Raw genomic sequence first — 19,174 nt, 5'->3', positions numbered from 1 at the left:
GGAACGCGCCGCGGAACGGCTGGGCCGAACGCCAACAACCGAACCGCGCCCCGAGGAGAGGCATACTACGACGAACTATGATCATCTTAGGGTGAGCATAAAACTACTTTCGGCCGATGCTTTCGGCGGTCAATGGCGTGACGGCACGGCAGTCGACAGTGTCCAGTCCAGCAGCTGATGCCCAGCGCGCGCTCGGCAAACTCGCTCTGACCCTCGCCGGGGTGTGGGGGCTGCTGCTTGTGATCACCATCGTGGTCGCTGCGCAGGGCAGCCTCCATCTGCCGGCGATCACCATGCCGCTGCTGATCGTGCCCGGGTTCGCGTTCGTTCCCGCCGCGCGTTACGTGATCAAGGTGCATCAGGCCGAGGACCACGCGACGGAGAAGGCCCTACTCGGCAAAGCATGGCTGCTCGCGGCCGTGGGCCTGGTCCTGGGTATCGCTGTGACCGTGATCCTCAACCACGTCAAGGGGGGGTCAATCGATGACACTCGAAGTGCAGTCGGCCGAGCTGGCGGGAACGGCGTGGTTCTGCGGCCCGTGACCTGATGCTCGGTCTTGAAGCTGCTAGAAGGCAGCAAACCTGCCGGATCTTCCGGTGGTTGGCTCGGCTGTCGACCTCGCCATCTTCAATCGGAGCGCGTACCCTAATTGGGTAATGGGGTACTGCCCCGCATTGGAGGCGCAATGAGCGAGAAACGTGATCGCGAATCGGACATGGTGCTGGTGGAACTCGATGACCGACGCAGAGCGTCGCTGGGTCGTCTCGGGAAGAAGGAGCACACCCGATACCTCGTGGAGGAGCGGGAGGACGGAACTCTCCTGTTCCACCCCGTCAAGGTTGTTCCTCTTGGTGAGCTGGTCAGCCCCGCGGTTGTGGCCATGGTCGAGAAATCCGCTTCCAGCACCACGGCACCGCAACTCTCATAACCAGGACGCGCGGGGCCGGCGTTTGGAAACATCGTCTCTGTGACGGGATCAGCCTCCGACAACGACTGTGACTACCCGCTGACGATCGTGGAAGGCGAAGCTGCTCCGGCGCTGCAGGCGATCCGCGAGCAGCCCGGACCACTGGCCAACTCAGTGGAGTCCGCGCTGGAACGGATCAGGAACCTCGCGTTCCCTCCATCCTTCTTCTTTCGGGCTGTCACCTGGGGCGAGGCCGGTCATAGCGGGTACATCTCACGGGCCAACGAAGGCAGATCGGATGAGACCGTGATCATCTGGGAGTTCGTGGGAGCGAACTGCACCATCGTTCTGCACTATGTCGGCCCTGCGTATCCCTGACTCGACCTCGCTCAGCCGGCGAATTAGACGGAAACCGATCTTTCGATCCTGTGCGCTTACCGGGGTCTCCGCCGACGTTTTGATGTATTTGTGCTGTTCCGGTCTTAGTGATCGACGTGCGGGGTCGAGGTGCTGGCTGCACTGGTGCTGACCAGGCCCACGGCACCGGGACCTGAGTGGGCCCGGCCAGATATCCGTTCGGTGTTCTTGCGTTCGGCGGGACACGAGCGGGGGCTGTCTCGATGACGATGCCTCGGCCGGGTCCGTTATTGCCCTGATCGGAGGCAGGCTCGAAGGGGGGCGGGGCACCGCTGAAGGTCTCGACCGCTACTCGCCCGGCTCGCCCGGCTCGCTTGGTTGGGCGGGCTGGTTTGGTTCCGTCGGCTCGGACGGGATGGGGGGTTCGGGCGTGGCTCGCTGTCGGATCTGCCGGGTCACGTACTGCTCGGTGACAACCGCCACGAACGTCTCCGGGCTGATGTCCATTTCTCGGGCGGCGGACTCTACGTCGCGGTAGCGCGACTCATCGATTTCGATCACGATGATCGTTCGTGCCATCTCGGTGCTTCCTTTCAGGATTCCAACGGCGGGTGTGGTCGTGGTTTTCGCTCACGATGTTCGGTTGAGGGCTTTCAGTAGGGCGAGACTCTTGTCGTGGCCTGCGGGATCGTCGAGCAGGATGCGGTAGAGGCGGGGGGCGTCGCCGGGACCGATTCCGGTTTCCGCGCCTAGTGCTCGGTAGCGGTCGCGGACCGGCCACGGGATGTGGCGTACCTCGGGGCTCGTCCATCCTTCGATCGCCCGCCGCACCAGTTGGGACGCGATGAAGTCCAGCGATGACCGGGGACGGCGGAGTGCCCAGGCTCCCGCGTCGAGCGGGTCGACATTGCGTACGGCAAGCGGATCGACGAGGTCCTGCCAGAAGCGTTCGTCGGTGTGGAGCCGCTGGCCCATGGCCTGGGCCCAGCGACTGGCGGCGACGGGTGGGATGTCGCTGCTGCGCAGGGTCATGAGGCTTGCGATCCTGGCCTGCGTGCCACTGAGACGGAGCTGGCTGAGAACGGCGCACCAAGGCCTTGCGTGTCTGTCGGTGAGGTCGTGTGCTAACCAGATCGGTTTGCTGGCCGCTTTCGGGCACGGGCCTTTTCCGTCGGCTATGGGTGGAATTTTGAGTTCTTCCCAGCGCCGTCCCGATGCCCTCCACTCGTCGAGCAGCCTCACCCGGAGCGGGTGGGCCATCTGGCAGGCGTCGCGGGCAAGCTGGCCGGGAAACGCGTCGTACAGGCCACCGTGGGCCACGGTGTCCAAATGCCAGGCAGCGGCGGCGATCTGCGCTGCGGTCAAGCCCGCCCGTAAGCCCAGGCGGTTCTTGACCTCAGCCGGATGCTCCACGCCGGGCTGCCGACGACGGCTGTCGAACGCGTCCACGTCAGGGGTGATCGCCCACCACGCGGCGGCCTCAGCCCGCATGGCGGCGTCCCCACCAGGATGGGGTGCGCTCCGTAGGGCCTCAGCGGCTCGGCCGGCAAGCCGGCGAGCCGCACGGTGCGGAACATCGAACGTGTCCCAGCACGGCTCCATGGTCCAGTACGACGGGTGGGCAGGGCTGGCCGGCCGCTCGGCCGATCGGGGGATCATGCAGTCGTAGTCGCGGTGGAACACGTTGAAGTACGAGTTCCACATGTCGATCAGCGCCCCAGGACCGTTCAGGCTGGCCAGCGCATGCAGCGAGCGGACCAGTTCCGCCCGGCCGCGTACCGCGACGCGGACGGATCTAATCACCAGCGTGACGCCAGGCTCCATCGCGTCGCTGAGCAAACTGATCCCCCACCCGCTGGCGAGGCCGACGTTGCGATGATCTAGACGAAATCGCTGATCTGTTCGCCCTTCGGAGACTGCTGCGATTCGGCGGAGAAGATCCGGTGCACGCCAGCGGAGGTCGTCCGTGACGGGCTCCGCGTCCCAGATCAGGGTGTCGTGTGCCGTCACTATGGTCATCCGGTCGTCAGCCGTGCGTCGGGGGAATCGTCGGCGGTGGTCTGTGTCGGGGGTCTGGGGTGGCGTTGCCGCAGGTCGGCGAGCAGGCACTCGGCGTGGTACCACCGGCGGCGGCCGATACGCCGGCCAGCGCTGACGAGATCTCCCCGATTTAGCGGCGAAGTGCAACGCGCGCACGTTCCGCCGCGCTGGGCGTTGATCGACTGGCGGGCAAGCCGATATGCCGTGAGGAGCCGCGGGGCGTCGGCCCGGCAGGTCTTGTCGCGGGTGTGATCGCTGTGGCCGCAGACAGGACGGTCTGCCCGGCCGTTCTCTACGTCGACGAGACCACAGGTCTCACATGCGGTCCACTGGCACGAGTCGCCGCTGATGGTGTACATCGCGTGGTGAGCGACGGATCGCGGGCCGGCCGCGGACATGTCCTCGGCGGCGGGTATGCCACCGATGCTGAACAGCACGCTGCGGGCCTGCCAATCCTCGGACAGCGGCCCGGTGGTGTGACTTCCGGGAAGCCCGCTGCCCACCTCGGGAGCCGGCAGTCCCGGGCCGTCATCGGCAGTGGCGGTGGCGATGGCGGCGAACTCTTGCCACCGCCGGAAGTCCTCGGGGTCCGTGCCGTCACCGACCTGGACCCACAGCGCCTGGCGTGGCAGCCAGAAGTCCGGCTCGTACTCCACGCCACTGCCCAGGATCAGTTTCCGGCTGCGGAACTGCCATGGGACGAATAGGTCCTCAAAGCACAAAGCCCATTGGGCGTGCACCAGCGTGGGGAATCGAACGCCCGCGAAGTGAACATCGTTCGCGCTCATGGTGAGGGCTTTCTGTCTCGGGAGCAGAAGCGCCGTACCCCCGGCTGGGGAGATGCCATCCATTGGTGGCGGAGACAGTAAGCCGCCATCGTCGCGGTTCAGGTCAAAACGGGGGGTCACCGGTAGTCCGGACCGCGCGGCGAGGTCACACCAAGGTTGACTGCAACGCAATTTAGCTCAGAAAGTGCAGTTTCCTGCACTGACATGCCGGAGTGGGACAAGTTGCCTTGATTTTGTGATCGAGCCACCACCGCCGTACGACGAGGTGGCTCTCGGGGTGGCAATCAGCAGGCTCCGCATGGAAGAAGGGCTGACCCTTGAGCAGCTCGCCGAGCGCAGCGGCGTCTCTCGCCGCCAGTTGATCAACATCGAGCAGGCGAAGCATGCCCCGACGGTCACCACCCTGCACGCCATCGCGTACGGCCTGAACGTAGAGGTCGGAGACCTGGCGAACGTCGGCTCTGCGCGTTCGGCATCAGGCCCGAACGCCGTCGCCCCCGTGTTGCCGGGGCGAACGAAGCCCCTCGGCGAACGGCAAGCCGGCTCCTGACGTCCGCTGGCCCCGCCACGGCCGGGGCCATATGACTGACGACCTGCGACCCCCGGTCCCCGCCGTGTTCTGAACCCGGCATTCCATCCGGCTGTGCCGGCTCAGCGAGGTTCCGCAAGGCGTCCAAGGCGGCGGCGGACGAGAGGATCGGCCGCGGTGCGGCGGTGCTGGCGGGCGGCCTCCGGGCTGCCCGAACCGCCACGCCGCGTACAACCTCGCGCCTTAATAATCTCGGTGATAATATATCGCGCATGTTTAACGATGACGTCGAGCGGATTCGGACGGCGCTGCTGCCGCTTTGTGAACCGCTACACGGCGTCTTCACTTGGGCGGATCAGCGTCGCCGCGAGGTGTTGAGTGATCTCGACGGTGAGGCGGTGTACCGCTGGCACGCGACCCACACCGTCCGGGCCTACGCCCACCTCCAGTTGGGCAGGACCGCGATCACCCCTTGGCAGTTGACGGGCAACCATGCCCGCAACGGCGAACTGTGGCTGTCCGACGGTGACTACCGAATCCGGTTCCTGCACGCCGTCCGTGACAGTGACGTCCCGCCTCCTGGCTTTAACGACGCCCGGCAGGCGTACTACCGCAACCCGCCGCTGTTCGATTTGCCGGTACCGCGCCTATTGGGCCCGCCGGACGACCGGCTGCTGTTCGTCTGGCGCATCGACGCCAAGACCGGCGTGCCGATCTTCCGTGTCGTCAGGCCGATCGGTACCTGGAAGTGGGGCGATCATGCGGCGACGGACATCGACTTCATCCTGCCGGAGACCGCAGAGGATCTTGCTGCTCTAGAGTTCGAGCCGTCGGATGAGGGTATGGAACTAGACATCCCGGACGAGGATGGTCTGGAAGGCGGGGCCGAAGATGCTGGCGGAAGCGCCGGGTGAGCGTCTCAAGACGCTCCGCGACATCCTCGGGCTGACCCAGGCTCAGCTGGCTGAGGTTTCCGGCGTCACCCAGCCTTGGATCTCCGATGTCGAAACCGGCAGCCGCGATGCCACCGACGACAAGCTGACGCAGATCGCCGCCGCCACCGGTACGCCGTTTACCTTCTTCAGGGTTCAGCCGACGTCGGTCCCGTTGGACAGCCTGCGGTTCCGCAAGAACTCACGGGCCCGTAAGACGATGACCCGGCGCGTCCATGCCGTCTACGGCGAGAGTTTCCGGGTTGCGGAAACCCTGTTCGACGCGGAGCGCTACCCGACACCGTCACTGCCGTTCGCCGCCGGAGATGATGACCTCGACGACAAGCAGATCGAGCAGTTGGCGGCGGAGACCCGCGAATCGCTGAGGCTCGCGCCCACCGCGCCGATCCCTCATCTGACCCGCGCGCTGGAACGTGCCGGCATCGCGGTAGCGCCGCTGGTCCTGCCGGATGTCGAAGGTGAGGAGAACATCCCGGTCGGGCATTTCGGTGTCTCCCATTGGGCCGGTATCGGCGCGGCGGCCCTGGTCGGGTACTTCCCCGGTCAGCAGGGCGACCGGGACCGATTCACCCTCGCCCATGAGGTGGGTCACCTGGTGCTGCACACGTTCCGGCCCCGCACCCAACAGGCCGTGGCCGAGGACGAGGCCAACCGCTTCGCCACCGCGCTGTTGGTGCCGGTGGAACGCGCCACGGTGATGATGTCCGAGGCCCTCACCTTGTCGGACTACGCCCGGCTCAAAGCGACGTGGGGTGTTTCGATCCAGGCCCTCATCATGCGCGCCCACACCGTCGGGGCCATCGGCGACACCCGTAAGAACTCCCTGTACGTGCAGTTGTCGGCGAAGGGCTGGCGTAAGCAGGAACCGGTGACCGTCGGCCATGAGGCCCCGAAACTGCTGTGGACGCTGCTCTCGCGCCGATACGGTCCTCGGCCCTACCTTCCCGGTTCCGAGGACCTCGCCATCCATCCCACGCTGCTACGTTCGATCGCTCCCACCGAGACCCCTGCGGCAGCGGCACGGCCCGCTCCGGCAGCGATCGCCGAGCCGGCGTTGAAGGTTTACAACTTCCGGCGTCGCTGACGGCCGCCGGGCAGAACGGTCCGGCAACCCCAGCACGGGTGTGACGGGCAGCCAGCTCGATGGGTCATCAGTCCTGCACGCCGGCGTGCACGGCCTCGTCGTCATCGCTGTTCGGTAAGTCCTCAGGGCCCTCCGACACTTCCCACCCGAGAGACAGAACACGCACGTCCGGCGAGGACGGCAATGATAGTTGCGCCACCATAGGTGAATTAGCCATCAAAGAAATCGTCCTACGAATCATTTCACCATGTGATTCCCAGATACTCGATTGAACGGTGAGGGCTTGCAGGAGGGACCACATTTCAAAAGGATCGCGGTCGTGGCATGCCTGAGAATGGCGAGCAGATTGACTTAGCTCATTATTCTGAAAATGCGCGACTCGTTCGATGTCGTCGAATCGGAATGACAGGAAATGGCCCGGTGTCGAGCGAGAAGTGGCTGTTGCCGCTTCCTCGTTCGACTCCTCCGGCTGAGCACGTCGCAGCCAGTCGCGGAGCCTTCCACCCAGACGCCTCTTAGCTGGAGGTTCAGCAGCTTCAGCCTCCCCATCGTCGTTCCAGAGATCGGCACCGGCGGCCACGTCGGCGTAGCGTCGAATTCTCCCAGCGGCCTGAAGCAATTCCGTGAGTGAGCTTCCTGCGCTCCAGGCGCCAAAGCAAAACTCCACCTCCTCATCGCGTTCTTCCTGATTCTGGGCGCGCGCTGTCAACAGCCACAAAGCCGCAGTCTTCCCCGAATCATGAGTACCGGTCAGATAAGTGAGATGATCCCGGGATCGGTCGATTTTCTCAGCTTTCAGTCGTGCCTCGGCGATCATGGCGTCCGCGTCGGCGCGCGCCTTGTCGAGGATCTCCTGCGCCCGGTCCAGCGCCGTGTTCACGTAGGCATCCAGGCCCTCCTCCGCGCTGTGGGCCCGGGCCTGAGCTTCGGCCGCGATTTCTTCCGCGGCGGCGGCGGTAACGGTAGCGGCGTGCAGCCGGGACAGTTCGGTGTCACGGCGCTGGCGTGCGACGAGGGCCTCGGCATCGAGGCGGGCGATCTCGGCCTGAAGCGTTCGGCGACGGCATTCGAGATCGGGTAGCTCTGTTGCGCCGGCCAGGTCTGCCAGGCTGAACTGCCCCAGATCGTCGATCCGCAGGCCGACGGGGCCGCCCGTCAGATCCGCGGCGTCGGGCTCCGGGTCGAAGCCCTCCAGCACCAAGAGCGCATTGAGGTGCGCGTCGATGTCTTCGTCGGTGATGTCGTCGACGGCCTGGTCGATGAGGTCGAAGACCTCCCGGAACTCGTCGCCGGACGGGTCCTCGCCTCGCGGGTACGAGGTCGGGTCGATGGTCATCGGGCCTCCTCTCCCAAAGGGTTGGCGTCGTGGTCCGCCGCCTGGTCCTTCTTGATCGTTTTCTTGAGCCGAATACGCGCCTCATGCAGGCTCTGCCGTACGGCGTCCGAGCTGCGGCCCAGCATCGCGGCGATCTCGTGCGGCGCGAAGCCGTCCACCACGAACGCCATGACCTTGCCCTGTTCCGGCGGCAACGACCGCAGCAACTGCATGACCCACTGGGTGTCCTCCCAGAGGTTCAGGTTCGCGTCCGGCCGGGACGGGGCGGTGGCCGCGCCGTAGCGGACCTGCTGAGCCCGGACCCGGTCGAGGGTGTTCGTCTTGACCTTGATGAGGTTGTTGATCACCGCCTTCCGCCCGTAGGCCCGATGATCGCCGATGTCCGCCCAACGGCGGAGTACCTCCGCCATCGACATCTGGGCGGCCTCGATGGCCTCCTCCCGCGTCGCGCCCGAGTACATCGCGGTCCTGACCAGCGTCTTGAACTCGTCGCGGTAGAACGCGGCGAAGCCGGCGGGCGGATGCGGCCGAGGCGTGGCGAGCGGCGCGGCAGTGGCCTGCGCTACGGCGTTGTCGGCATCCACTCGGGCCTGCCTCCGATCATCGTGGTCGGGCGGCCACTCCGGATGGCCGCGTCATGGAGATAGGTCCGGAAGGAAGCCGGTGTGTGAGGTCGACCGGACAACTTTTTTGACATTTCTTTCCGTAACTTCACCATCACCTGATGTGACGCTTTGTGGTCAGGGCGATCACGCCGACCGCAACGCCGGCGGTGATGGCGGTCACCGCAATCGACCCAGTGGTGAGGAAGACCCCGGCGACAGCCGCGCAACTGCCTTGCACCAGGAGCAGGGCCTGCGTCCCGTTGGGCCGCTGTTGCGGCTGCCGTTCAGGCGACGAATCAGTTCTGGTCGTACCTGCCATGAGAGATCCTCCTACGTGCCGGATGACGCTTACGTAGGGCAAGGTCCTTTAGGGACTCTGTGTGTGTGAGACCGGCAGCCGAGATCGTGGCGTTCGTCGCGATTCGGCCCGCGCATCTCACGCGGAGCCGCTGGGCTTCACGGCAGGGCGCGATCACGGGCGGCGTGCCCTGACGCCTAGCCGGAGTCGGCGGCGAGAGCACCGCGCGAGGCGCTTAGGGCGCTCCCGGTTCTGATCTCCCGTCCCGCCGTGCACTCGACGGCCACGAAGGTCAACGATCCGGGCCGTCACAGCCCGACAAACCTGAGCCTGGTTCAGGCTGGGCTAGCGGCCGGGCGAGCCATAAGGTCGGGCCATGGGAAGGGCGACGCCGCGCAAATTGCGGGGAGCGATCGGTCAGGCGTTGCGCGAGGCGATGAGCGCCCCGAAGGTCGAGCAGTTCTGCACCGGAATCGGGCTCGCCCCGCCCCACCCGCCCGATGACGTCGCCATGATCAGCAAAGCGGCCTATGTCGAGCGCCGCCTGGGCGGCAAGTCGGAACCCGAACTGCTCCAGCTCGCGCTCCAGGTACTCGACGAGTGCGAGGGCGGAGACGCCGCGGCCAGACTCGCGGATCTGGTGGCCGGCGGCGGCACCGGCGTCGCCGGAGAGATGAAGAACCTCATCTTCGCCGCAGACGGCCCGAAGCCGGAGTTCGTCTTCCGCGACGCCCTCAACAACGACCTAGAAGCGATCAAGAACGCGGAATACTGCCTCATCTACGACCGGCCCCTGGGCGACGACGGTCTCACCTGGCGACAACTCGGCGACTGGTGGACCGGCCACGCGGGCCTGGCGCACCTGCCCGAGCGCGAGATCTGGAACAACCTGCACGACCGGCTGGAACGCTCGCTGGGCGATAACGTCGGCGAACGCCACATCCTGGATGCGTACAAACGACGCTACCGGCGACTCGGACCCGACATCCCGGCCTTGATTCCGCAGGTCTACCTGCACTACGACCCCTACCCGCAGGCCCGCTACGCCCGGAGTACGCCACCGCTGGTCCGTCAGCGGATGGACTTCCTCCTTCTACTGCCCCACCGGATTCGAGTGGTGATCGAGTGGGACGGGGCGCAGCATTACGCCGACGACGAGGTGCTCGCCAACCTGCGTCGGTACGCCAACCCGAGCCGCTACGCCGCGATGATGGCCGAAGACCGGGCACTGCGCCTTCGCGGCTATGAGGTCTACCGGTTCGGCGGCCACGAACTAGACGAGCCCGGAATCGAGCAGCGCCTCGATCGGTTCTTCGACGACCTCGACCGGCGTTACGCGCCCCCGGCCGGCTAAGCAACCCACGCTCGTTCGCGACACCCACTTCACCCGGTCAGCGAGAGCGACTCTACGGCCGCGTCGGTAGTCAGCGCCGACCCCGGTGGCCCTGACCTTGCGAACGCCCGGCATCGTTCAACGTGCTGGGCCAGCCGACCGGCCGAGGGTTGGGTACGTACGGGGCAACGCTCCGTCTGCCGATGACAACAGAGACGGGACGGCTCGACGACTGCGGACACTTCGTGAGAATTAATCAAGAATTATCTCACTCTTGCTGAGACTGATCATGTCTCACATGACTGAGACTCTCTACGTCTCCGCAGGTCAGACTCGTGTCCTATCTCATGCTTCACGAGAACCTACACACTCGCACTCGCCCTCGCCCCGCCCTGTTTCGGCGGGGCGAGTGTGCGCCGCACCACGCCGCGCCGCACCACGCCGCACCGCACCACGCCACGCCGCACCACGCCGCGCCGCACCGCGCCGCGCCACGCCACGCCGCACCGCGCCACGCCGCACCGCGCCACGCCGCACCGCGCCACGCCACGCCACGCCACGCGGCGCGGCGCGGCGCGGCGCCGTACCGTGTGGCATCGCGTTGCGCTGTACCAATCCCGTCCCGGCTTGCCGTCGGGTTCCGCCTCGCTCTCGCGTGCGCGTGCTGACCGGTGACCGCACGGCCCCCGCCGACCTGGTTCGTCCCGACCCGCCTTGGCCTTCTCGGGCGGGGTCACCAGCTCCACCCACCCATCGGGTTGCCGTCGATCAGGGTGCCGTCCACCAAGCTGGCCTTTTCGGATCGGCTTTGACTGCTGCCTCTGGACCGTCTGGCTGATCTTGGCGGCTTTTGACCGCTCGGGCCCGGCTATCGACGCGGGCCGGAGGCGTTTGAGCTGCGGTTCGCGGGGCGGGATGAGCTGATCCCCAAAGGGCAGAGCTGGGGTGCGCCGGGGATTTTGGGAGTGGGCGCCGGGTCGCGGTGTTCGGGGGTGGGAACTGGCGGCCCGGCACGGGCACCGGATCCGGCTGGTCCGGGAGCCGGCGCGGGGGGTGTGCGTCGACTGGTTCGGTGAGCCGGAGTTTCGGGCTGAGCGAGAACAGAGAATGCGGGCCCGAATCAGTGGGGGTTGGGCGGTTATCAGGAAGATGAAGCAGCGGATTACTTCGACTGGTGGTCGGCGAAGCAGCATGGGGGCCGCTTCAGGTGGGGTGGTTTTTGCCGAAGTGGTCCGCGGGGGGTGACCGCCAATGTGGCTAGGTGTAGTCCGCGGTGGTGATTGCCGGTGTGGTTGGGCGTGATCCGCGGGGTGATTGCCGGAGTGGCTAGGCTGCCTCGGCGGGGCGGTGGTTGGTGACCAACTGTTCGATCTGTCGGGATTTGGTGGACGACGCGTTTCGCACGGTTTCCACGATCACCCGGGCCAGGGTGTCCGGGTTCCATTCCCGGCAGGCCTGCTGGTCCAGGCGAAGTCCGACGAGGCAACCGGCGGCGTCCACAGTGGCGTGGACCACGCCGTTCTCGGATTCGGCGCTGACCTGCATGGTCGCGAGGCTGTGCTGAAGCTCGTCCACACCGGAACGAAGCTCCTCATAGCGCCCGTAAGTGTCTTCCAGGGTGGTGCGCAGCAGGGATTGGTCGGCAGTTTCAGTCACGGTTCTTCCTCCGTTCGCCGCGACAGGGGGCGACGTGACAATACCCAAGATCCGCGACGTTGCGTATTCCGGCGACTTCGTAACGCACACGAAAAGAGAGTCCTATCGAAATATCTCTCTTTAAAGTGATGACTCGACTCCGCTTCGTGATCACGCAGCGTGATCAATGCCACGATTACGAACGTGAAAATTGCCGCCCGACTAGGCGATGAACAACCGCAGCGTACTCACCGGCGAATCACTGAGAGTGCGTAATAGGAGAGGCCGAAACCGTACCGGCGACTCGAAATCCGTCCTGCAAAGGGCCGCCGGTGTGATCCAACACAGCAAGCACCGCGGCAATCAGAACGTCCCGATCCGAGTCGGAGACCGCGGCCCGGAGCCCGTCGGCGAGCCGCCCGGGAAGCTCCGGATCCACCTCGGCGACCCGCCGCGGCAGCCACTTCCCCCGAGCCGACCAACGATTCTCGGCCAGCAGCAGAAGATCGGAAGCGGCCAACATGATCGTGCCCGCCAGATACGCGATCTCGACCGCTCCGGAGGCTCCACGAAGGTCGTCCAGCAGATCGGTGACCAGATACCGCTGATAGTCGACGACACCGTCCCCCGGCGCCGCCGGCCCGGCGGCAAGCAGCGCGACAGCCTCGGCCTGGTAGTCCGCGGCCGCGAATCCGCCTGTGGATGAGGTCGCGTTTGTGGACAAGGTTGCACCTGTGGATGAGGTTGTGCCTGTGGACAAGGCCGCGTCTGGGGACGAGGCCGCGGATCCGGGCAAGACTGTGGATCCAGGCAAGACTGTGGATCCGGGCAAGACTGTGGATCCGGGCAAGACTGTGGATCCGGGCAAGGCTGTGGATTCGGCGGAGGCCTCGGAATCGGACAAGGTCGCGGATCGGCCGAGGTTCAAAGGCACGCCTTCGGCGACCATTTGCAACAGCGGAGTACGACGGCGCGAGGCATCCTGACGCCAGTAATGCCGCAACGACTCCGGGGTCTGCACGAACCATTCGACAAGCTGGCCGTCATGCCGGGTGGTCTCCCGGAACGGAGCGGGCGGCCCGTCTATCACGACGACGATGTCCAGGTCGGACCATCGGGTACGGCGGGCGGTAGGCGCGCTGCCCCCGAGAAAGGCGGCGTGCGCCTCCGGAAACCGAACAGCGACAAGCCGGGCAGCGACGTCCACAGGATCCATTGACACACGCACACGATGGCACGCCTACCCGGCGAAAAGGGGCGGGAGCCACCGGCGACGGCGGAGGCCGGCTGACCCCACAGAGGGAAAGGCGGAGGAGCACTGGCTGACCCCGCGGAGGGAGATGCGGAAGGCAAGACGGAGGAGTATCGGCTGGCCTCGCGGAGGGAGAGGCGGAAGAGAGGCGGAGGGCAAGACGACAGAGCACCGCTCGATCCCGCCGAGGGAGAAGCGGAAGGCAAGACGGAGGAGTACCGGCTGACCCCGCGGAGGAAGAAACGGAAAGAGAAGCGGAAGGAAAGTCGGAGGAGCACCGGTCGATCCCGCGAAGGGATAAAGCGGAGGGAAGACGCTGGAGCACCGGTCGATCCCGCGAAACAGCGGAACGAAGCAGTGCAGAAGGGCAGGTAACGACTCGCCACACCGCCAAGGCGTGGCGAGTCGTCAGATCAGCCGAACAGGCTGTGCGGAAGCTTCGGCCCAGCAGGCTGTGCGGAAGCTTCAACCGATCAGACCGTGCGAAAGCTTCAACCGAACACGCAGTGCGAAACTTCAGCCCAGCCGACTGTGCGGGAAGCCTCAACCGATCCGGCTGTGCGGAAGCCTCAACCCAGCACGCTGTGCAGAAACTTCAACCCAGCAGGCCGTGGAGAAGCGTCAGTCGAACAGGCCGTGCAGGAAGCTGCGCCGCCGGTAGTGGCCGTGGTGCCCGTGCCGGTAGTGGCCGTGGTGTCCGTAGGCCGGAACAGCCGGCGGGTAGGCGTGCGGCCGAGGCGCCCCATAAGCGGGCGGCGGAGGCGGAGGCGCATACCCAGGCTGCTGGTGGTGAACCGGCGGCGGCTGGTGCGGGGCGGGAGGAGGAGGCGGCGGGACCTGACCGCCTTGGGAACGGTTGTAGGTGGCCTCGGCAGCGAACAGCTTCTCCAGCTCACCACGGTCGAGGAAGATTCCCCGGCACTCGGTGCACTGGTCGATCGTGACGCCGCTGCGCTCGTAGACCCGCATCTCGCCGTGACACTTGGGACAGGTCATATGCATTTCACTGACGGTACAAGGCTGTGTCTCCTCGTGCAGCCGAAGAAAGCGGCGAAGAAGCTGTGTCCTTGCTGAGTGCCAGGGCGAAAAAGACCAGTGCGGCCGGATAGAGCAGGTATCCGAACCGTGTCGTGGGCATCAACAGGATCGCGGTGAGAAGTCCGTATCCGCAGAAGAATGCGGCCGACGCGGCGGTCCGGGGTGGCCGTCGCAGCAACAGTGCCCCGATCACGACGGCCGCCAGCCCGAGCAGCCCCATCGCGAGATAGCGGCCACCCGGTTCGATCTGTGAGATCAGGTATCCGGGGAACGGCGACTGTGCCGGACTGGTGACCAGCCCGTGCCCGAGCGGGAACCGCAACACGTTCTCGATCAGCGCGTCCGGAGCGACCAGCAGCGGTGGCACGAGGGCGAGCAGGGGCAGCCCGAGAGCACCCGGAAGCAGTCGCCACGACCGGGTGAACAGCGCGTACAGGACCAGCACGGCGACCACCGGCAGGGCGAAGAGTTTGCACGCGGCGGCGACTCCGACGGCCACGCCCGCCCACGCGAACGAACCACGATGAATCAGCGCCAGCGCGAGCAGGCACAGGGCGAGGACCGGAATGTCGTCGCCGCCGGTGGCGAGGGTCAGCGCCGTCACGGGAAGGACTGTGGCGGCCTGCAGTGCCCGTACCGAAGGAACGAAGTGGAAAGCGGCGACCAGCGCGCCCACCGTGACCACCGCGAACCAGATCCGGGCGTCGGTCCACCAGAAGTCACCGGCGAGCGCCCGCGGCACCCCGAAGATCGACATGCCGGGCTGGTAGGGCCGGTAGCCGAGCAGACGCTCGTCGAGCGGGATCGCGGCGATCTCCGCCCGGCTCAGGTAGGGCGTGCCGTGGTGCAGCAGCGATTCGCCCATGTGCTCGACGACGAGCACTTCCTCCTGCGCCCGGTCGGTGCGCCCGCCGGCCCGCTGCACCGCCTGGATCACCATCGGCAGCAGCGCAACCGCGCCCCAGGTCGCCCAGGTCAGCAGGTCGCGGCGGCGGACCAGGTAGACGAGCAGGGCGGCGGCGAGATATCCACAGGCCGCGACCGCACCCCACGCCCGGTGCGGCAGCAGCGTCGAGGTCAGTGCGGTGACCAGCGCGAAGACCGCGGACAGCGAGTAGAGCAGCAGGTCGACGACGCGGTCCGGCAGCTTGATCACGCGGGCAAGTTTGGCAGACGCCGGGCCGGCAGGCGGACCACCGAACCCTCGTCGTGCAGCGCCGCCGCCAGAATGCCGGAACCGCGCTGCAGAATCGTGAGGAAACGGGCAGCGGAGTAGGGCCGCGCGAACAGGTGACCCTGCCCGGCCAGGCAGCCCAGCGCCCACAGCGCGCGTCGTTGCGGTTCGCTCTCGACACCTTCGGCGACGACCGTGAGGTCCAGGTTCCGGGCCAGGTCCACGGTGGTCCGGATGACGGCCGCCGCCTCCGTCGAGGTCTCTACCCCGGCCACGAACTCCCGGTCGATCTTGAGTTGGTGCACCGGGATCCGGGACAGCACCGACAGTGACGAGACCCCGGTGCCGAAGTCGTCGATGGCCAGCCGGACTCCGGCGGTGCGCAGCTCAGCGAGGGTGCGTTCGACGATGTCGAGCTGACTGACGGTGAGGGTCTCAGCAAGTTCAAGGACCAGACGATTTGCCGGTACGTCATGACGGGCAAGCATCGCCAGCACCGCCCCCGGAAAGGTCGGGTCGAGCAGGCTCCGCGGCGACACGTTGACCGCGACCGGCAGATCGAAGCCGGCGTCCCGCCAACTCTGCCGGGCGATCAGCGACTGCTCCAGCACCGCGTCCGCGAACGCCGGCAGCTGCCCGGAGCGTTCCACCGTCTCCAGGAACTGCACCGGGCTGAGACTGCCCTGGTCGGGGTGGTGCCATCGGGCCAGCGCCTCGGCCGCCACCACCTCGCCGGTGCCCAGGTCGACGATCGGCTGGAAGTCGACGATGAACTCGTGTTCGGCCACCGCCCGCCGCAGTTCCCCGGTGAGCATCAGCCGGCCCAGATCGGCGGTGTCCCGGGCGTGCGCGTAGACGAAGGTCTGTTCCCCGGAACGTTTCGCCTGGTACATGGCGATGTCGGCGCGGCGCATCAACTCCTCCACGCCGCCGGTGCCGGCCGCCAGTGCGATCCCGCCGGCCGCTTCGACACTGATCCGCATGCCTTCGACCTCGATGTCGGCCTCCAGCGCGGCGAGCATGCCGGTGGCCCGGTGCCCGGCGAGCGCGGGGGTCGGCAGGCCGGTGAGCAGCACCGCGAACTCGTCGCCGCCGAGCCGGGCGACCAGGTCACCGTCGGCCGCCGCGTCCCGCAGCCGGGCCGCCACCTGCCGCAGCACCTCGTCCCCGGCCGCGTGCCCGAGGGTGTCGTTCACTTCCTTGAAGTGGTTCAGGTCGATCAGCAGCAGGGCGAACAGGCCGGAGTGGGACGGTGCGTCGAAGAGCCGGCCGCCGTGCTCGTACAGGCGGCGCCGGTTGGCCAGGCCGGTGAGCGGGTCGTGGCCGGCGGCGTGGGCGTTCTCCGCGGCGATCCGGGCGAGTTCGGCGTACGCCTGGGCATTGCGGATGGCGGTGCAGACCGCGGAGGCGAAGGTACGCAGTTTGTACTGCTCGACCTCGGTGAGCCGGACCGTCCCGCCGAACCGCAGGCGCAGCACCCCGACCCGGACACTGCCGTCGTGCGCGATCAGGTCGACGGTGGTCTCGTCCGGTGGCGCGGTGGCCGGGGCCGGCGCCGGGCCGTCGGTCAGCACCTGTGACTCGGTGGCCCGGACCGTGCGCCCGGCCAGTTCGATGGCGGCTTCGACGGCCGAGAAGATCTGTGCCGCCCGGGTCGTCGCCGAGTGCAGGACCTGGGTGAGGTCGACGGCGTTGAGCTCGTCGGTCGCCTTGGCCAGGCGCTGCCAGGACTCGCGTTCCTCACGCGTCCGGACACTGCGGGACTGCCACAGGTGCATGCACACCACAACGAGTGGGACGCCGAGCAGGAGCAGCGGGTTCGTGCCGGTCGCGAGCACACCGACGACCAGCAGGACGGCGACCAGCTCGCCGAGGTGCAGGATGACCTTGCTGGCCCAGTCGTGCAGCGCCACCTGCCACAGGTCGCCCCCGGTGGCCGCGGCCAGCACCGGCACGAACGCCAGGTGGTCGACGACGATGAAACCGGCGAGGGCCACCACGATCGGCAGCATCGGGAAGGACGGATCGTCCAGGTCGGCACGCACGCCGAAGGACAGGAAGATCAGCGCGGCCGCACCGGTGGTCAGGGTGTCCTTGGCGACGGCGAAGACGCTCTTCTGCAGGCCGGCCCGGACCAGGAGACGGATCACCAGCGAGGCGGTGACGGCACAGAAGACCACCCACGGCGCCGGTACGAGGGTGAGCCCGACCAGAACGGGTACCTCACCCCACGTGTTGCTGTCGAGGTTGGACTGCACCCGGACGTGGACCTTGACCAGTTTGGCGATGATCAGCGCACCGCAGAGACCGGCCAGGACCGCCGGATGCGGTGGCGGGACCGGGTCGCGCAATGCGTGAGCCGCGAATCCGGCTGCGGCGCAGACCCCGAGAACGACGACGAGACCGACGAGCAGCCGGAGCCGCTGATCGGTCACGTTGTCGACGTTTCGGTCTTGAGACATCAGATCCTTGTCGTCGCCGAGTGCTATCGCATCGTCGCTCAAGGATGACGGTAATTCATAGGAGTTTGACGTTCAGCCCCACTCTTTTTCGCCGATCATGGCTTTTCTCCTTTTCGCGTAGTTGTTGGCTGTTGACGGAGAAAAGTTATGCCGCGAGGAGTGTCTGTTTCAAGTGGATCGTGTCGCTATGCGCAGAATGCGAGAACCGTACGGATTATCGTCACGGACGGTTTCTGAATGGCGACTCCATGCAATGAGAATCGCTTCATTCAACAATGATGAATGCTATTTTCGATGTCCGCGAAGCATCCCTGAGCTGTGTGGACGAGATGTGAACAAGCCGGAGAACTAAGCTCCCGGTATGTCCCAGGGAACCCGACTCACCCACGTCGACGAGACCGGCGCCGCGCGCATGGTCGACGTTTCCGCCAAGGCGGTGAGCGACCGCCGGGCCGTCGCCGCCGGGCGAGTGCAGACCACCACCGAGGTGATCGAACTGCTCCTGAGCGACGGACTGCCGAAAGGCGACGCGCTCGCGGTGGCCCGGCTCGCCGGAATCATGGGCGCGAAACGAACACCCGATCTGATTCCGCTCTGCCACCCGATCGGCCTGCACGGCGTCAAGGTCGAGCTGACCACCACCGCCGACACCGTCGAGATCACCGCGATCACCAAGACCGCGGACCGGACCGGCGTCGAGATGGAGGCGCTCACCGCGGTCGCCACGGCCGGCCTCGCGATGATCGACATGATCAAGGCGGTGGACCCCGCGGCCAGCCTGGAAGCCGTCCGGGTGCTGCGCAAAGAAGGCGGAAAGACCGGCGATTGGGTACGCCCGGAGGACCGGCCGTGACCATCACCGCACGAGTGATCGTCGCGTCGAACCGGGCGGCGGCCGGGGTCTACGCCGACACCAGCGGGCCCCGCCTCGTCGCCGGGCTCCGGGAACTCGGCTGCGAGGTGGGCGAGCCGGTGGTCGTACCGGACGGGGAGCCCGTCGCCGAGGCCCTGCGTGCCGCGATTGACGACGGCATCGACGTGGTGCTGACCAGCGGCGGAACCGGGGTCACCCCGACCGACCGCACCCCCGAGGCGACCCGAGGGCTGCTCGACTTCGAGATCCCGGGCATCGCCGAGGCTATCCGGGCCTACAGCCGGGACAAGGTACCCGCCGCGGCCCTCTCCCGGGGACTCGCCGGGGTGGCCGGGCGCACCCTGATCGTCAACCTGCCCGGTTCCACCGGCGGCGCCAAGGACGGCCTGGCCGTGCTGACCCCGCTGCTGGCCCACACCGTCGACCAGATCCGCGGCGGCGACCACTGACACCCTCCGCGTTCCGCACCCCGGGCCCACCCGCCGCGACCGGGGTGCGACCGGCGGGG

The 19,174-nt window shown here is 66.9% G+C and carries 20 protein-coding genes; 9 read left to right on the top strand and 11 right to left on the bottom strand.

Annotated features, from left to right (window positions below; genetic code table 11):
• Positions 1-116: 116 nt before the first annotated feature.
• From Aco03nite_RS34870 to Aco03nite_RS34860, 3 genes are all read left to right on the top strand, one after another.
• Positions 117-548, top strand: coding sequence for a hypothetical protein (locus Aco03nite_RS34870; RefSeq protein WP_203803193.1), 432 nt, complete (start codon positions 117-119; stop codon positions 546-548).
• A 138-nt stretch (positions 549-686) separates the two neighbouring features.
• On the top strand, positions 687-929 hold the full coding sequence (locus tag Aco03nite_RS34865; RefSeq protein ID WP_203803191.1) for a hypothetical protein: 243 nt from the start codon (positions 687-689) through the stop codon (positions 927-929).
• A gap of 39 nt (positions 930-968) precedes the next feature.
• A complete protein-coding gene (locus Aco03nite_RS34860; protein WP_203803188.1) occupies positions 969-1,286 on the top strand; it encodes a hypothetical protein in 318 nt (105 codons plus the stop codon).
• 327 nt (positions 1,287-1,613) lie between these two features.
• Here Aco03nite_RS34860 and Aco03nite_RS34855 read toward each other — a convergent pair whose 3' ends face one another.
• From Aco03nite_RS34855 to Aco03nite_RS34845, 3 genes are read right to left on the bottom strand one after another with little or no spacing between them, the layout of a single operon-like run.
• Positions 1,614-1,844 (bottom strand): hypothetical protein, encoded by a 231-nt coding sequence (locus Aco03nite_RS34855; RefSeq protein WP_203803184.1) that lies wholly within the window; start codon positions 1,842-1,844, stop codon positions 1,614-1,616.
• Positions 1,845-1,895: 51 nt separating this feature from the next.
• On the bottom strand, positions 1,896-3,284 hold the full coding sequence (locus Aco03nite_RS34850) for a hypothetical protein (protein WP_203803174.1): 1,389 nt from the start codon (positions 3,282-3,284) through the stop codon (positions 1,896-1,898).
• Positions 3,281-4,093, bottom strand: a complete 813-nt coding sequence (locus Aco03nite_RS34845) for a hypothetical protein (protein ID WP_203803172.1) — start codon at positions 4,091-4,093, stop codon at positions 3,281-3,283. Before Aco03nite_RS34845 ends, Aco03nite_RS34850 begins: the two co-directional genes overlap by 4 nt.
• A gap of 235 nt (positions 4,094-4,328) precedes the next feature.
• On the opposite strand from Aco03nite_RS34845, the gene Aco03nite_RS34840 reads away from it, so the two are divergent.
• The 3 genes from Aco03nite_RS34840 (at position 4,329) to Aco03nite_RS34830 (ending at position 6,659) form a co-directional block, all read left to right on the top strand.
• Positions 4,329-4,643 carry a helix-turn-helix transcriptional regulator gene (locus Aco03nite_RS34840; RefSeq protein ID WP_203803170.1) on the top strand — a complete coding sequence of 105 codons (315 nt, stop codon included), beginning with the start codon at positions 4,329-4,331 and terminating at the stop codon, positions 4,641-4,643.
• A 251-nt stretch (positions 4,644-4,894) separates the two neighbouring features.
• Positions 4,895-5,536 (top strand): hypothetical protein, encoded by a 642-nt coding sequence (locus Aco03nite_RS34835; RefSeq protein ID WP_203803168.1) that lies wholly within the window; start codon positions 4,895-4,897, stop codon positions 5,534-5,536.
• Positions 5,514-6,659, top strand: a complete 1,146-nt coding sequence (locus tag Aco03nite_RS34830; protein ID WP_203803166.1) for an XRE family transcriptional regulator — start codon at positions 5,514-5,516, stop codon at positions 6,657-6,659. The genes Aco03nite_RS34835 and Aco03nite_RS34830 overlap by 23 nt, the downstream gene beginning before the upstream one ends.
• Positions 6,660-6,726: 67 nt before the next feature.
• Here Aco03nite_RS34830 and Aco03nite_RS34825 read toward each other — a convergent pair whose 3' ends face one another.
• The 3 genes from Aco03nite_RS34825 to Aco03nite_RS34815 all read right to left on the bottom strand — a co-directional run bounded on the left by Aco03nite_RS34825 (position 6,727) and on the right by Aco03nite_RS34815 (position 8,919).
• Positions 6,727-7,995, bottom strand: coding sequence for a hypothetical protein (locus Aco03nite_RS34825; protein WP_203803164.1), 1,269 nt, complete (start codon positions 7,993-7,995; stop codon positions 6,727-6,729).
• Entirely contained in the window at positions 7,992-8,579 is a 588-nt protein-coding gene (locus Aco03nite_RS34820; protein WP_203803162.1) for an RNA polymerase sigma factor, read from the bottom strand. The genes Aco03nite_RS34825 and Aco03nite_RS34820 overlap by 4 nt, the downstream gene beginning before the upstream one ends.
• 133 nt (positions 8,580-8,712) lie before the next feature.
• Entirely contained in the window at positions 8,713-8,919 is a 207-nt protein-coding gene (locus tag Aco03nite_RS34815) for a hypothetical protein (RefSeq protein ID WP_203803160.1), read from the bottom strand.
• Between the two features lie 379 nt (positions 8,920-9,298).
• Between Aco03nite_RS34815 and Aco03nite_RS34810 the strand changes: the two genes are divergently transcribed.
• Positions 9,299-10,252 (top strand): putative endonuclease domain-containing protein, encoded by a 954-nt coding sequence (locus Aco03nite_RS34810; protein ID WP_203803158.1) that lies wholly within the window; start codon positions 9,299-9,301, stop codon positions 10,250-10,252.
• Positions 10,253-11,557: 1,305 nt separating this feature from the next.
• Here Aco03nite_RS34810 and Aco03nite_RS34805 read toward each other — a convergent pair.
• From Aco03nite_RS34805 to Aco03nite_RS34785, 5 genes are all read right to left on the bottom strand, one after another.
• Complete coding sequence (locus Aco03nite_RS34805; RefSeq protein ID WP_203803156.1) at positions 11,558-11,887, bottom strand: YbaB/EbfC family nucleoid-associated protein; 330 nt, start codon at positions 11,885-11,887, stop codon at positions 11,558-11,560.
• Positions 11,888-12,125: 238 nt separating this feature from the next.
• Positions 12,126-13,082, bottom strand: a complete 957-nt coding sequence (locus tag Aco03nite_RS34800; RefSeq protein ID WP_203803154.1) for a nucleotidyltransferase domain-containing protein — start codon at positions 13,080-13,082, stop codon at positions 12,126-12,128.
• A 657-nt stretch (positions 13,083-13,739) separates the two neighbouring features.
• Positions 13,740-14,120, bottom strand: a complete 381-nt coding sequence (locus Aco03nite_RS34795) for a TFIIB-type zinc ribbon-containing protein (RefSeq protein WP_203803152.1) — start codon at positions 14,118-14,120, stop codon at positions 13,740-13,742.
• Position 14,121: 1 nt separating this feature from the next.
• On the bottom strand, positions 14,122-15,312 hold the full coding sequence (locus Aco03nite_RS34790; RefSeq protein ID WP_203803151.1) for a glycosyltransferase 87 family protein: 1,191 nt from the start codon (positions 15,310-15,312) through the stop codon (positions 14,122-14,124).
• Positions 15,309-17,792, bottom strand: coding sequence for a putative bifunctional diguanylate cyclase/phosphodiesterase (locus Aco03nite_RS34785; protein ID WP_203803144.1), 2,484 nt, complete (start codon positions 17,790-17,792; stop codon positions 15,309-15,311). The genes Aco03nite_RS34790 and Aco03nite_RS34785 overlap by 4 nt, the downstream gene beginning before the upstream one ends.
• 361 nt (positions 17,793-18,153) lie before the next feature.
• Between Aco03nite_RS34785 and moaC the strand changes: the two genes are divergently transcribed.
• Positions 18,154-18,645: a cyclic pyranopterin monophosphate synthase MoaC gene (moaC, locus tag Aco03nite_RS34780; RefSeq protein ID WP_203803143.1), complete on the top strand. Its 492-nt coding sequence runs from the start codon at positions 18,154-18,156 to the stop codon at positions 18,643-18,645.
• A complete protein-coding gene (locus Aco03nite_RS34775; protein ID WP_203803142.1) occupies positions 18,618-19,115 on the top strand; it encodes a MogA/MoaB family molybdenum cofactor biosynthesis protein in 498 nt (165 codons plus the stop codon). Before moaC ends, Aco03nite_RS34775 begins: the two co-directional genes overlap by 28 nt.
• The last annotated feature ends 59 nt before the right edge of the window (positions 19,116-19,174 follow it).

It is taken from the genome of Actinoplanes couchii, assembly GCF_016862075.1.
Classification (GTDB): domain Bacteria; phylum Actinomycetota; class Actinomycetes; order Mycobacteriales; family Micromonosporaceae; genus Actinoplanes; species Actinoplanes couchii.
This window is presented reverse-complemented; position numbering and strand designations above follow the sequence as displayed.